The organism is Lysinibacillus sp. K60 (assembly GCF_019731275.1).
GTDB lineage: Bacteria > Bacillota > Bacilli > Bacillales_A > Planococcaceae > Lysinibacillus > Lysinibacillus capsici.
Genome location: NZ_JAASJR010000007.1, coordinates 177,058 through 189,609, shown reverse-complemented (window position 1 = coordinate 189,609; position 12,552 = coordinate 177,058). Strand labels below are relative to the sequence as shown.

At 37.4% G+C, this 12,552-nt stretch carries 17 protein-coding genes; 9 read left to right on the top strand and 8 right to left on the bottom strand.

The genetic code is table 11. From position 1 onward, the window contains the following. Both HCH28_RS16440 and HCH28_RS16435 read left to right on the top strand, forming a co-directional pair. Entirely contained in the window at window positions 1–501 is a 501-nt protein-coding gene (locus HCH28_RS16440; protein WP_221682273.1) for an NUDIX hydrolase, read from the top strand. A 72-nt stretch (window positions 502–573) separates the two neighbouring features. Continuing rightward, window positions 574–1,128, top strand: coding sequence for a hypothetical protein (locus HCH28_RS16435; protein ID WP_221682272.1), 555 nt, complete (start codon window positions 574–576; stop codon window positions 1,126–1,128). A 5-nt stretch (window positions 1,129–1,133) separates the two neighbouring features. On the opposite strand, the gene HCH28_RS16430 is transcribed toward HCH28_RS16435, so the two are convergent. Then, complete coding sequence (locus HCH28_RS16430; protein WP_221682271.1) at window positions 1,134–1,277, bottom strand: hypothetical protein; 144 nt, start codon at window positions 1,275–1,277, stop codon at window positions 1,134–1,136. 81 nt (window positions 1,278–1,358) lie between these two features. On the opposite strand from HCH28_RS16430, the gene HCH28_RS16425 reads away from it, so the two are divergent. The 3 genes from HCH28_RS16425 (at window position 1,359) to HCH28_RS16415 (ending at window position 3,732) form a co-directional block, all read left to right on the top strand. Next, the gene (locus HCH28_RS16425) at window positions 1,359–1,940 is read left to right on the top strand and encodes a group-specific protein (RefSeq protein WP_221682270.1); all 582 of its coding nucleotides are present in this window, start codon (window positions 1,359–1,361) and stop codon (window positions 1,938–1,940) included. Window positions 1,941–2,544: 604 nt separating this feature from the next. Continuing rightward, complete coding sequence (locus HCH28_RS16420; protein WP_221682269.1) at window positions 2,545–2,958, top strand: GNAT family N-acetyltransferase; 414 nt, start codon at window positions 2,545–2,547, stop codon at window positions 2,956–2,958. 120 nt (window positions 2,959–3,078) lie between these two features. Continuing rightward, on the top strand, window positions 3,079–3,732 hold the full coding sequence (locus HCH28_RS16415; protein WP_221682268.1) for a DUF2306 domain-containing protein: 654 nt from the start codon (window positions 3,079–3,081) through the stop codon (window positions 3,730–3,732). 71 nt (window positions 3,733–3,803) lie between these two features. Here HCH28_RS16415 and HCH28_RS16410 read toward each other — a convergent pair whose 3' ends face one another. Next, the gene (locus tag HCH28_RS16410) at window positions 3,804–4,505 is read right to left on the bottom strand and encodes a DUF421 domain-containing protein (RefSeq protein ID WP_221682267.1); all 702 of its coding nucleotides are present in this window, start codon (window positions 4,503–4,505) and stop codon (window positions 3,804–3,806) included. Window positions 4,506–4,665: 160 nt separating this feature from the next. Here HCH28_RS16410 and HCH28_RS16405 point away from each other — a divergent pair, with 160 nt between their 5' ends. Continuing rightward, the gene (locus HCH28_RS16405) at window positions 4,666–5,685 is read left to right on the top strand and encodes a serine hydrolase domain-containing protein (RefSeq protein ID WP_221682266.1); all 1,020 of its coding nucleotides are present in this window, start codon (window positions 4,666–4,668) and stop codon (window positions 5,683–5,685) included. Window positions 5,686–5,737: 52 nt separating this feature from the next. Here HCH28_RS16405 and HCH28_RS16400 read toward each other — a convergent pair whose 3' ends face one another. Then, window positions 5,738–6,415 (bottom strand): hypothetical protein, encoded by a 678-nt coding sequence (locus tag HCH28_RS16400; RefSeq protein WP_274773185.1) that lies wholly within the window; start codon window positions 6,413–6,415, stop codon window positions 5,738–5,740. A 134-nt stretch (window positions 6,416–6,549) separates the two neighbouring features. Here HCH28_RS16400 and HCH28_RS16395 point away from each other — a divergent pair, with 134 nt between their 5' ends. Beyond that, window positions 6,550–7,023: a hypothetical protein gene (locus HCH28_RS16395; RefSeq protein ID WP_221682264.1), complete on the top strand. Its 474-nt coding sequence runs from the start codon at window positions 6,550–6,552 to the stop codon at window positions 7,021–7,023. Between the two features lie 34 nt (window positions 7,024–7,057). Here the strand turns inward: HCH28_RS16395 and HCH28_RS16390 are convergent, their stop codons facing one another. The 3 genes from HCH28_RS16390 to HCH28_RS16380 form a co-directional block, all read right to left on the bottom strand. Further along, window positions 7,058–7,210: a hypothetical protein gene (locus HCH28_RS16390; RefSeq protein ID WP_221682370.1), complete on the bottom strand. Its 153-nt coding sequence runs from the start codon at window positions 7,208–7,210 to the stop codon at window positions 7,058–7,060. Between the two features lie 32 nt (window positions 7,211–7,242). Next, window positions 7,243–7,467: a hypothetical protein gene (locus tag HCH28_RS16385; protein WP_255601606.1), complete on the bottom strand. Its 225-nt coding sequence runs from the start codon at window positions 7,465–7,467 to the stop codon at window positions 7,243–7,245. Window positions 7,468–7,684: 217 nt separating this feature from the next. Then, window positions 7,685–7,990, bottom strand: coding sequence for a hypothetical protein (locus HCH28_RS16380; RefSeq protein WP_221682263.1), 306 nt, complete (start codon window positions 7,988–7,990; stop codon window positions 7,685–7,687). A gap of 254 nt (window positions 7,991–8,244) precedes the next feature. Between HCH28_RS16380 and HCH28_RS16375 the strand changes: the two genes are divergently transcribed. Further along, on the top strand, window positions 8,245–8,769 hold the full coding sequence (locus tag HCH28_RS16375; protein WP_221682262.1) for a GNAT family N-acetyltransferase: 525 nt from the start codon (window positions 8,245–8,247) through the stop codon (window positions 8,767–8,769). A gap of 32 nt (window positions 8,770–8,801) precedes the next feature. Here HCH28_RS16375 and HCH28_RS16370 read toward each other — a convergent pair whose 3' ends face one another. Beyond that, window positions 8,802–9,959 (bottom strand): Ger(x)C family spore germination protein, encoded by a 1,158-nt coding sequence (locus HCH28_RS16370; RefSeq protein WP_221682261.1) that lies wholly within the window; start codon window positions 9,957–9,959, stop codon window positions 8,802–8,804. A gap of 156 nt (window positions 9,960–10,115) precedes the next feature. On the opposite strand from HCH28_RS16370, the gene HCH28_RS16365 reads away from it, so the two are divergent. Further along, window positions 10,116–10,910, top strand: coding sequence for a PhzF family phenazine biosynthesis protein (locus tag HCH28_RS16365; RefSeq protein ID WP_221682260.1), 795 nt, complete (start codon window positions 10,116–10,118; stop codon window positions 10,908–10,910). 263 nt (window positions 10,911–11,173) lie between these two features. On the opposite strand, the gene HCH28_RS16360 is transcribed toward HCH28_RS16365, so the two are convergent. After that, window positions 11,174–12,550 carry an MATE family efflux transporter gene (locus tag HCH28_RS16360; RefSeq protein ID WP_221682259.1) on the bottom strand — a complete coding sequence of 459 codons (1,377 nt, stop codon included), beginning with the start codon at window positions 12,548–12,550 and terminating at the stop codon, window positions 11,174–11,176. Window positions 12,551–12,552 lie beyond the last annotated feature (2 nt).

The window sequence follows — 12,552 nt, the reverse complement described above, 5'->3', positions numbered from 1 at the left end:
ATGGAAGTCTGGGATATTTATGATAAAAATCGCAAAAAAACAAATAAGCATCATGTACGTGGGACAAAATTAGCAGCTGAAGATTACCATATCGTTGTGCACGTATGGATTTGCAATAACAAGGGAAAATTCCTTCTAACAAAAAGACATCCCAATAAACATTATCCTCATTTATGGGAATGTCCGGGAGGCTCTATAGTCGCGGGTGCAAGTAGTTTGGACGGGGCTATTCGGGAGGTGGAAGAGGAAATCGGGATATCATTATTGAGGACTAATGGACAATTAGTAAAGAGTGAGCGTCGTGATTGTTTCAATGATTTTTATGATGTTTGGTTATTTGAACAAAGCTTTGAAATTTGTGACACCATGCTTCAAGAGGAGGAAGTGACAGCGGTTCAATGGGTCACAAAGCTAGAGCTTGAAAAGATGCTACACGCGAATAAAGTAGTACCGACACTTCGCTATTTTACGTCCATTTTTAACGATAAGACTATGCCATGATAGTGATCAGTGCCAGCATAATTTTGATTCAGAAGGTTAATCTATACTCAAACAGGATAGAGGAGCGTTAATATGAACAAGCGTATTCTTATTGGACTATCTTTATTTGCGTATGTTTCCCCTTTTTATTTGGTTTCTGCAAAGGACAGTGATTCGCCACAACCTCTTGAAGAATTTCTTCCTGAAATCGGCTATAAAACAGTAGAAATAGCCGTAAAAGAGTTCGAACACCACTATAATAAAGAGCTGAAGCTACCCCTACGAGTACCGCCAATCAGCTTTACGCATCACTTTGGAAGGTTTAGTGATTTGGAAGGAGAAATGAATGATCAGCTGGAGGTGGTAATGATCAGTGATCAATTGCCACAAAATCATTTCAAAATCAAGGTTCGACCAGTTCAACATAAAATGTCATTTGAAAAATATAAAACGGATGTATTTAAGCTGAAAAATGGCAGTGAGGCAGCCTATATTGAAAATCCACGAATTGGTTTTCATTTACTTGTATTTGAAAGAGACAATTGGCAATATGTCTTTAGTATTGATCGAGATGTGGCAGATCAAGTGACGGCTGAAGTCCTGATTGATATTGCTAATTCGATGGATTATCCAAAGCAAAAGTATTAGCCCCTCTAATTTTTATCCTTACCTTTCAGCGCCTCTCGTAATTTCTTTAGTTCCTCCGTTTGCTCCAAAATAGTTTTGTTAACTCGTCTAATGGAATCATATATAGCAAAAATCCCCGCAAAAATAAGAATGATAACTAGTAATTCCATCTTGCACCTACTTTCTATATACAATGATTGTAACAGGAATTTCCAAATGTATGAAGAATTAGTTAGGTGGAGGTGCTTGTCATGCAGAGATATGTTTATCATATGGTTCCAAAGGAAATGATGGGTCTTGAGCTCATGCCTTTAAATAGGTTAGGGGCAATGTATCCACATTTATATGAACGATATTCGAAAAAATATTTTGATCATCCAGAGAGGCCGAAATTATTCATGAAAGAAATTCCTCAATTAAATTGCTTGTGGAATGATGTTGTTCATTTCCTACCAATCCATCCTAGTCATCTATATAAGGCATTAACAGAGCTAGGTATTGCAACGAAAGAAAGTCTAATGTTTTACCAAATTCCAATCCAAAAACTAGCGGCTAATCGTAATGCGATGTACCTGTATTCTAAGGAACACTATAAAGGGCCAGCAGGGGCCATTGCTGCAGAGGATATAAAACTACTGTCATTACCTGATTATAGAGAACTAGAAGAGCTACCATCAGCAACTGTAGACTATTTCCAAACGGAGAACGAAAAAGGGAAGAACTTTGGGCTTTTTGCGTATATTCCGCATCTCTTTAGCTTAGGCAATGTCAACGTAGACGATGTGGAAATTATTTCGTGGAATCAACATAATCCTAGCATGAACACTAATTGAGGTGGGAAGAGAAATAGGGGTTGCCGAGTAGCTGGCTGCCCTTTTCTGTCCAAATTGAATGGCAATGGAAAAATAATACCTCTTTCTTCTGCTTCATAAAAGATTATGCCAGCAGCATACCTTCTGTTAGCTGCAATGGATATTCTTTCAACGGCGCAAACACAATTCTTTCTCCAGCTCATTCGCTATGATTCCTAGTAAACTTTTGAAAAACGTGTTGAAGCAAATAGACAATCAATCGAAAAATAAGTAGATAGAAAAAGGCCTCTATGAAGCTTGTAGCTAGTATTATTATATAACGACCGAAATCTTCTAGCTCATGAAAAGTATATTTTTGTATATGCCAATCAAAAAATAATGCTTTGTAACTCGTCCCCAAAAAGATAGGTATGAACAATAGCCAATAAAAGCGAGGTAAACTAAATTTATAGCCTTTAACCAGCAAGGTACTCCCTCCTCAATTTTTAAACCATCATAACATAAGAGATAATTTTTAAGTATATTATGGGATTTTTAAATGATAATACGAATGCGTTATTTACAATTATAGTAATTTAAAGGTATTATTAGTAAGTTGAGACGATGCCCAGAAAGGTAGAATTCCATGAAAATGATCCATTCAAGCAAAATTCATCCCGAAGTGAAAACATTATTATCCTATGCCACTTCCGAAAAGAAAGTGGAGAAGGAATATTCATTGTACATTGCATGTCCAGAAAGATTATTGTATGGCTATACCTTTGAACAAGACATTGTTGGTTGTATAGGAATTGTTAAAAGAGAGGCAAATCAGTGTGAAATTAAACATATAGCCGTATCGCCCGCTTATCGGGGAAAAGGCATTGGCCGTGAGATGATACGATATGTGGAAGAACATCATGTATTTTCTTCTATTTACGCAGAAACAGATCAGGACGCAGTGATTTTTTATAAAAATAACGGCTTTCATATTACAAGTTTAGGAGAAAAATACCCTGGAGTGGAACGTTTTGGCTGTCTATTAACCTACACTACCTAATGGTTAATTCGTTGTACTGTCGATAAACGTCCACTTATGTGCTTTTTCCGCCCTCTTATTTATCTGTGTTAAAAGATAGGAGATTTGAATGGTACGCTAACATTGAAAGGAGCTATAAAAATGAAACAAAAATTGTGGTGGATAATATGTGGCTTGGCATTGTTCATAGCGGGCTATTCAATTGTTCAATATTTACTATTCGATGCACAGAAGGCTGGATTTGTACAATTAAAGCTTATGCTTAATGCTACATTGCATTCATTTTGGTATATTGTGCTCTATATACATATTGTATTCGGTATATTAGCTCTCGTCATCGGTCCTTTTACGTTGTCATCAAAGTTACGAGAGAAAAATGTGAAACGCCATAGACTACTAGGCAATATATATATGGTTAGTATTTTGTTTGGTGGCTTGGCAGGACTTTATTTAGCACTGAACGCAACAGGAGGATGGGTAGCACAGCTAGGCTTTGCTTTATTATCCATAGGGTGGCTCTTCACCATGTTTCAGGCGCTGGTCCATATTAAAAAAAGAAATATCCAAGGCCATCAGAAATGGATGCTAAGAAATTATGCTTTAACCTTTGCAGCTGTGACATTGCGAATCTGGCTACCTTTGTTTACGGTATTATTTGGCTTTGATAATTTTCAGTATAGTTATGCCTCTATCGCTTGGCTATGTTGGGTGCCAAATTTAATCGTGATGGAATGGTATATCCAGCGTAAGCTCTTTGCATCTAAAGACAAAGGATGCGTTACAAAGACGACTTGACTTGAATTTATTCTTCAATATTGGGATTAAAAATAGAGCCTAATGCTTTTTATGTTGGCAATTATTTTTAATTAGTATCTAAAAACATGCAAATTGTCCTTTTGGTCCATTGTGGCAAGAAGGACATCTTTTATTTCTAGGTTATAGATTGTTTTTAGTTGACTCATCAACCATTGCTCAGAATGCTTAGTCTTGCTAAGCTCATGGTAATCAATTTTTCCCTCTTTAATAAGAACAGTGGGAAGAAAAAAGGGTTCGGGCTGTAAATTCATATCTGCTCGTGTTGGTGTTTGGTAGGGTGTGTGCAAAAAACTAGAGATCGATCCGTCTGGTTCCCATAATGCTAGTGCTACATTTTGAACCTCTTCAATTTTTTCTTTTCTTAACTCCGATAAAAGTAAATCTACAGATATTCTAGCCTTTTGTAAATTGGCGCTAATAATTTGCCCATTTTTAATCAGGGGAATCGGCGGGGAGTCTATCAAATGACGAAAGGCAACCCATTTTAGGCTCAAAAAAACACCGATGAGGTAAAGCACAACTAAAACGGTCATGGTAATCATGGAACCCTTCATTCCTAAACCTTCATCAGATAAGGGATGTGCGATAATATTCCCAAGTGTGATAGCCATTGCAAAATCCAGCATTCTTAACTGAGAAATAGAGCGCTGTCCCATAATTTTTGTTGCGAAAAGTAGGAAGAAAAAAGCGACAATGGCTCGCAGAATCCATTGAATAGCAGTAAGTGATTCTTGACTATGAAAAAATTCCACAGCGACACATCCTTTTTTTTCTTATTGTTTCCTTCCGTTACATGATTATGCGGATCTTCAGGATTGAAACTAAATAGACTTGTAAAAATATGTTCAAAACGATATGGTTAAAATAAAAAAGCTATTATTTAGTAATTTTAAGAAAATCAGGAGAATACCTATGCACACAAAATTACAAAATATTCTAATCGACATACAAGAGAAGGTTAATTTTTCAGGAACGGTGCTAGTGGAAAATCAGGAGAAGGTTGCCTTAGTTAGCCAAAGTTTTGGCTATGCGAATCGCTCAGAACAAATCGACAATCATGCCAAAACTCGTTTTGGCATTGCCTCTGGCTGTAAAATTTTTACTGCAGTCGCTATTTGTCAGCTTATTGAAAAAGGGAAGCTTGCATTTGACACAAAATTATGCGATTGTCTGCCTGAACATTTTAAGTACTTCGATGAGCAAGTAACCATCGCTCATCTGCTAACACATACGTCAGGAATACCCGATTATTTTGATGAGGAAGAAATGGAGAATTTTGAAGCGTTATGGGTTGAAAATCCGATGTACCAGCTTCGAACATTGCGAGATTTCTTACCATTATTTCAGAAACGTCCAATGAAATATAAAGCTGGTGAGCGATTTCACTATAATAATGCAGGATATATTGTATTAGGGTTAATTGTAGAGCATGCAACTGGTATGGATTTTTCCGATTACATTCAACAACATCTATTCGATCGGGTGCATATGACGGAATCAGGCTATTTTTCGTTAGATTCTTTGCCAGCTAATACAGCATTAGGGTACATAGACAACCCAGATGGAACCTGGAAAACAAATATCTATTCTTTACCTGTAAAGGGGGGTTCTGATGGGGGTGCATTCGTAACGGGGAAGGATATGGCAAAGTTCTGGAGTGCACTGATGAATTTTGAACTTTTAAATGAAGATTTAACGAATCAGCTATTAATGCCACATGTTGAACTCAATGAAAATGATAGTTATGGCTATGGTGTATGGATTAAGAAGAATAGTGAACAAGCAATACTGAAATACCATGTAATGGGGTATGATCCTGGCGTGTGCTTCCATTCAGCCTATTATCCTGCTTCTTCCATTAAAGTTGTCGTATGTTCCAATAAATCTAAGGGAGCTTTTGATATGATGAAAGGAATAGAGGCTACCCTATAAAAGAATAGGGCTTGTCTGTGAAAAAGATTACAGACAAGCCTATTGCTAGTTATTAAGTAATGCCACCATGTATATTACAATAATACTCGATCTCAATAATATGAGGTGAGGATACACCATTATATGAATAGTAGCCACCGATCGCAATATTGTAAGCACTGCCTTGATCTTTAATGGAAGGGTCATACCCCATTTGCGTCCAGTAGCCTTTACCCTGTTCAATTGTAGAAGACAAGGAATGCATAACCGAAAATAACTGTCTTCCCCCAGGAATGTCCATGCTTAGTTGGGTGTCAAATGAACCATCCACTCGAATCATTGTTCGATGTGCCCCCATATGTAATTCAACGAATTTCGGTACTTTAACTGGAGAAAAAACTTCCTTATTATCGACCACGACATAAGAAGTGTCTATTCTACCTTTTAACATGTCTTCAAAATCTTTCAATTCTATCCAATAATTTGCTGAGAATGATGTGATGGGATCTAGCTTAAAGCCTGTCCCATACTCTTCATTTAGTTTATTGACAATTGCCGAATATTCTTTATAGTAGTATTCTTTCTGCGCTAGCGTTAAGACTAATGGAACAGGTACCCTGACAGATTCCGTTGTGATTATTTGTTCATCTACTGATGTAGATAGTGTTGAGGCTGCTTTGTCATTCTTTTCACAGCCTGTCAGGAAGATGGCTCCTACTAAAATGCTTGTCACCAAATATCTTTTCAACACCTTCACCTCCCAAAAATGAATAAAATCTATTATACCATACATAAATGTGAATAATTTCATTTATTTGGTAAAATAATAGTTTCGTAGTATATTGTAGAGAGAACGACGATTAAGCAAGTGTAAGGGGCGGTATAGTGGCAATTTTAAAAGATTATTCGAGTCAGCCGAGTTGTGAGGTAGAGCTAGATATTTTAATGGTGAATGAGGAAAGTGTAAAGTTTCGTATTGAATTTCGCTTTGGGCCAGCTTTCCCAGCGATAAATACTGAGATTTCCTGTTTAAAAAGAGATTTCCTTCAATTATTAGAAGACATAACACAATTGGAGCTTGCTTATTTAAGTATGCTGGAGCCGCATGATCCTGGCCTATGCATCTATCATATCCCTCATTATGGCGAATATTTTTTTCCTGGATACGGTATCTTTCAAATTCCTGAAGAGGAGAGGGAGGAAGCAGAGCAACGTTATAAATTAATGTTTGTACTAGATGCTTATGAAAAGAATCATTATGGTGCAAGAGAATGTGGGCCTGCATTATGTATTATTGTGACGATGGAACAAATTCGCGTGTTCAGTACCACTTTGCGAGAACAAGTAAAGATATTCTAAAGTAAAAGGTGATACAACGGTCATTCATCTTCTTCTAAAAAGATGCTAAAGGAAAGGTTGAGACGATCACATAGTTTATTTCATCGCTAGGTAATTGCTCATTAATCCCTAATTGTTCAAATGAAAATGTTTCCTGAATTTGATCGGTATATTTCGTATTAAAGGAAAACGTAATGAATTTAGACACGTTGATTTTCCTCCGTTTCCTAGGGGGCACATTCATGGGCGAATTATAAGAAATTGAATGTCGTTGATATTTTCAGTAACTAAACTTTTTTTCTTTGGGTAAAAAGAATAGAAAATGCTGTCGGCTGAATTATCATTAATATAGACAGTGTAAGTAGTATAATTTTCTAGCAATTGCTTTAATTGTTGGATTATTTGTTCATTCGGTTTTTCAGCTTTTGTTTCTTTTTCTAGTTCAAGAGTGATTGCTGTCGTCATATTTTGTATATCTAATTGGCTTGCAGGGCGATTAAATTTTTTCTGACTAGATAAAATAGCATCGATTTCTTCAGGTGTAAGATCTTGTTCAGAAATATTTTTTCCTCCTCTCCAATTTATTGTTTGTCAAAAGGCAACTTAACAAGTATGAAATTTATTAAGTGTTTTTGTTAAAATGTAGTATAAACTCTCGTGTATGAAGGTGCAATAGTTACCATTAAGGAGCAGTATACTTCTGCTTTCTTCGTTTCTTTTGCTTATAGGTAAGATAAGAAGTTTTTAAGGAAGCATAACTTCCAATTGCTGCATAGCCATAAAACCAGCCCATGAATAGTCCTGCAAGAAGATTATGTCGGTGGCTGATGAAAATAGAAATGAATAAGCCGACAACTAGTGCAATGGTCAGAACCCAGAAAGGCTTTATATGACACATTTTCTTAATTAGTTGCGTAATAATCTTAACTACAGGGACTGCAACGACGGCATCCCAAAAATTTGTATGTATGAGTGGAAAGTGTTCCATTCCGTTCACCTAGCATTGACAATTTACAACTTATTGTGGACATAGAAATCATTGAGGATTTGTTGAGAGAATGTATAGATAGCTATGGTAGACTTACTCTGTTGGGGTGCACAAGCAAACTAACACGCACAAAAGGGGCAGGGCAACTAGCCTTGTCCTTTTAATAAAGTAGCACCAAGTGGAAATAGAGAGTGCAATAGCCAGTGGATAAATGTAAAATTTGATTCATAAATCTACGATAAAAGAGGTATATGATGTTTCCAATATTACATACTGAACGATTAGTGTTAAGGGAATTGACGAGTTCTGATGGACAAGCTCTACTTGCGTGCTTTTCGAATCCTGAAGTTTTGCGCCATTATGGACAACAGCCCTTAACGAGCTTAGGTCAAGTGCAGCAAATCATTCGAAATTTTGCAAACAATTTTGCCGAAAAACGTGGTATTAAATGGGGCATTGCATTAAAGGATCATGAAGGAATTATTGGTACAATCGGCTTTCAAGAGTGGTCAATAGAGCATCGAAGAGCGGAAATCAGCTACGCCCTTTTGCCTGAATATTGGGGAAATGGCTATGCTCAGGAAGCTGTCAAACGAGCTATTTCCTATGGTTTTGAAGAAATGGATTTAGTACGAATTGGAGCCATTGGATTTAAAGAAAATGAAGCTTCCAATCTACTATTGCAGAAAATAGGCTTCGAACAAGAAGGCTTATTAAAAAAATATATGCATCAACATCATGTGCCCCATGATACTTATATATACTCACTTATTAAATAATAGGGAGACCAGATTCCTATAAGGACATCTGGTCATTTTTTGATGGTTTCTGTAAAAGTTTTTCGACCTGGATTGATTTTGGCTACATCCACATCAATTTTGCTAATTGAATCCTCTGATAAAGGGATTTTTCCATCTTTCTCAAGCTTTTTCCAAGCCTTGACGTTATCGCGGTAGAGATATTCTGACAATCGATAGATATCCACATCTAATTTTAGACCTTCTTTATAGGTTTCCTGGATTTCCTTTTTCACTTCTTTTACAATAAGCTCTTTCAGCTCTTGTTCGGTTACTTTTCCTTTAAAACCATTGATGGTCGCATTGATTCTCAATTTGACTTCAAATGTAACAACCTCCTGTTTGACAAGTGGTTCCACATCGACATGTATTTTCTCAATACTGACCGTTAGTTCTTCCTGGTCGCCTGTATTTAATTGAAAGGTAATCTCTCCACGATTTGTATAGTTATGCATCCATTGACTGCCACGAGCCGCAGTGTCTTGCACGAACCCCTTAAAGCCATCTTTCGACAGGACACCAACCCCTGAAAAATAGGTTTCCTCTACTTGCTCCCCACCTGTTTCCCAATCCTCTTTAATGGACACATAAGGAATTGTTACTTCATAGCTTGGCTCATTTAAACCAATGACAACATCTCTTAAGTCCTTTGGTTCAATAAATGTTTCTTGTTCTGTTGGGTTGATTGGGCTACTTAATTTTGATGAGGATAACGAATTTCTTAAGATAGGTGTGACAAGCAGTATGTCTTCTACTGGGTTTTTTGTACAATACACCCAGATTTGATACCTAGTATCGCGAAAACGTATGAATGTATCGATGACAGGAATAATGTGTTCATTTTCCATAGCTTGCTCTGAAAAAATCATATATCGCATATGTCCCCAAAAAATTTCCTGATCTGAGGAGCGATATAATTTGTAAATGGCCTCTTCTATTGTTTTACCAGTGGCACGTCCTACTTCTGCAGGCGCCACCGATGCGCTAGGTTGTATAGATTTCGCGACATCAGCGAAATTAATCACTTGTAAATAGACAATATACTCGTCGTTTTCGTAGTCTACACCTACTGCATTTATATAGTACATTCTTTGTGGCTCCGTAATATCCCAGCATCCAGCGAGTAAGGTCGTCAATCCGATGATCAATAAAAAGTTGAAATAAGTTTTCATGGTTTCTCCACTCGAATTGCTCTTTAGTTGTATTTTATAGTGTTAGCTTAGACAAAAGATGGCTTTTTTATAAAGTGCTTGCTGAGGAAATGGTATTTGGAAAATCATATCCAATGTGCCGATTTTCAGGTATGATGAGGCAAGGAGGGGAGAACGGTGACTAGTATTTCATATTGTCTAATTAATACATTTACGAATGAGCTATATAAAGGAAATCCTGCAGCAATATGTCTATTAGATGAAGCTATTTCTGAGGAGACCATGCAAAAAATTGCACAGGAGATACCTGTCCCGACAACAGCCTTTATTGAAAAAAAACAGGTTGATTTTTCGCTGAAATGGTTTACGCCAAATAAGGAAATACCCATTTGTGGTCACGGCACCCTTGCTAGTGCCTTTGTGCTTTGGCAGCAAGGAATTGTGCCAAAGGAGCACACAATTACATTTCATACAGCAAGTGGTCCTTTACATGCCAAGTGGCAACATGAACGAGTGGAAATCGCCATCAAAACGTATCCAATTGCTGAAATGGAATGTCCTTCAGCATTGGAGGACTGGTTAGGATGTAAGCCCATCTTTGTAGGGAGGACCGAATTGGATTATATCGTGGAAGTAGGCAATGAAGATCAAATTGCACAGTTTGAACCTGACTTTTTTGCGATGAAGCAGTTTTCTGTTCGAGGAATTTGTCTAACTAGTCAGTCGAAGGAAGAAGGCATTGATATCGTATCTCGCTTTTTTTCTCCAGCACAAGGTATTGACGAGGATCATGTAAATGGTTCAAGTCATGGTGCACTAGGCCCTTATTGGTGTGAGAAATTATCTAAACAACAGCTTGTCAGCAAACAACTTTCTAAACGTGGTGGTGTACTCTATGTGACCCCTCATCACAACAAGGTATTGATTGCAGGCGCAGCAGTTACAGTCTTGCAAGGAGAATTAAACATCTAGTTACGGTTTAGAAGGAGATTTATATTCGAGGTAACAGTTTTTTGTTTTGGTAATTATTCCTATTAGAAAAAGCGAGAAAAAATTTGAAACTTGTTGTAACCTTTTTCAATGTGAAACGACTACTCTATTAGTAGAATACAAAAGAACTAAAGCAAGTAGTAACATTCACTTTTCACAAAATGACCAGGGCTCAATTTTGAGTGCCTGGTTATTTTGTTGTCATAATAAAAAGAGGGCTCGCACATGGCATACCCTCTTCGATTTTATTCGCTCAGCATAGCTTTTAATGTTCGTTTTTGCCAGCCTAGCTTGAAGTATGCATATTGCATAATGAAGTGGACGCAGAAGGTGATTGGATAGGCTAACCAAACGCCATTTAGTTCTAGTGACGTATGGTGAGATAATAGGAACGCTAATGGTACCTGTACAACCCAAATCGTAATGACTAAGAAGATGGTTGGCCATAATACCACACCAGTGGCACGCATTGTAGCAGAAACAGTTTGTGTGTGTCCAAAAATTAAATAGCTCCAAAAGGCAATATATAAATAATTCTTGGCAATAAGCACAGTCTCATGTGAATCGATAAAGAAAGCCAAAATAGGCTCTGCAAACAGATACATAATGAGGATGATCGCGCCACCTAGAAAATAATTAATTCGCACACCCATTTGTCGGATTTTTTTAATCATCTCTGTGGAATTAGCCCCTAACGCCTGTGCTACAAAGACAGATGTAGCAATGGCAATACTCATAGCTGGGACTTGAGCATAGCTAGCTACCTGATTGACAACGCCATAAGCGGCAGTAGCATCCGAACCATAGCCATTCACAAAGCCAATAACGGCAATTTCGGCCACTGAAATGGCAACCATGCTAATACTGGCTGGAATGGCTAGCTTTAATAAGGACGTTAAAATATCTTTCTTTAATTTAAAATGCTGTAAGATCGTTTTATCAAAACGTAGTAAATGCTTTGTTTTATGCAAATAGGCTAACAACAGGATCATTGTCACCAGATTTGATAACACGGAAGCATAGGCAGCCCCATTTAAGCCGAACGCAGGCAACCCCAACCATCCAAATACTAAAGGTGGTAGGAAGACGATATTTAACACGACACTAATTACTAAAAATAAAAATGGGGTTTTGGAATCACCGACTCCTCGCATAAAGGTTGTATACACCAAATACCAAAACATAATCGGTAACGTGAAGAAAAGTATTTGGGCATAACTAATACTCATGTCTAAAATATTCGCAGGTGTCTGCATAAAGCGTAATATCCATTCAATGAAAAAGCCACCAAAAATCGCGACAGCAATGGATAAAATGGTTGTAAAGGCGAGTGTTACACCAACAACCTCTTTCATTTTGGCATGATTACCAGCCCCAAATGTTTGACCGACTAAAATAGAGCTTCCTGAACCAATGCCAATTGCAAAGGCCATTAAAAAGAAGAAAAATGGAAAAAATGCCGAAATGGCTGCTAGGGCATCGACCCCTAAATTGCGTCCGACGATAAACATAGCAAATACCTGGCCGACAGATTGCAGCACATTTGCTAGCATCACGGGAATTAAGAAATTAAAAAAAGCTTTGCGTAGCTGTTGATCATCCTGTACCATTTGTTCGTTCATAA

Coding starts and splice junctions, on each gene's coding strand:
- HCH28_RS16425 (WP_221682270.1), top strand. CDS start 1,359: ATGCAGAGATATGTTTATCATATGGTTCCAAAGGAAATGATGGGTCTT.
- HCH28_RS16385 (WP_255601606.1), bottom strand. CDS start 7,467: ATGACGACAGCAATCACTCTTGAACTAGAAAAAGAAACAAAAGCTGAA.
- HCH28_RS16420 (WP_221682269.1), top strand. CDS start 2,545: ATGAAAATGATCCATTCAAGCAAAATTCATCCCGAAGTGAAAACATTA.
- HCH28_RS16405 (WP_221682266.1), top strand. CDS start 4,666: ATGCACACAAAATTACAAAATATTCTAATCGACATACAAGAGAAGGTT.
- HCH28_RS16415 (WP_221682268.1), top strand. CDS start 3,079: ATGAAACAAAAATTGTGGTGGATAATATGTGGCTTGGCATTGTTCATA.
- HCH28_RS16435 (WP_221682272.1), top strand. CDS start 574: ATGAACAAGCGTATTCTTATTGGACTATCTTTATTTGCGTATGTTTCC.
- HCH28_RS16430 (WP_221682271.1), bottom strand. CDS start 1,277: ATGGAATTACTAGTTATCATTCTTATTTTTGCGGGGATTTTTGCTATA.
- HCH28_RS16380 (WP_221682263.1), bottom strand. CDS start 7,990: ATGGAACACTTTCCACTCATACATACAAATTTTTGGGATGCCGTCGTT.
- HCH28_RS16360 (WP_221682259.1), bottom strand. CDS start 12,550: ATGAACGAACAAATGGTACAGGATGATCAACAGCTACGCAAAGCTTTT.
- HCH28_RS16440 (WP_221682273.1), top strand. CDS start 1: ATGGAAGTCTGGGATATTTATGATAAAAATCGCAAAAAAACAAATAAG.
- HCH28_RS16375 (WP_221682262.1), top strand. CDS start 8,245: ATGTTTCCAATATTACATACTGAACGATTAGTGTTAAGGGAATTGACG.
- HCH28_RS16370 (WP_221682261.1), bottom strand. CDS start 9,959: ATGAAAACTTATTTCAACTTTTTATTGATCATCGGATTGACGACCTTA.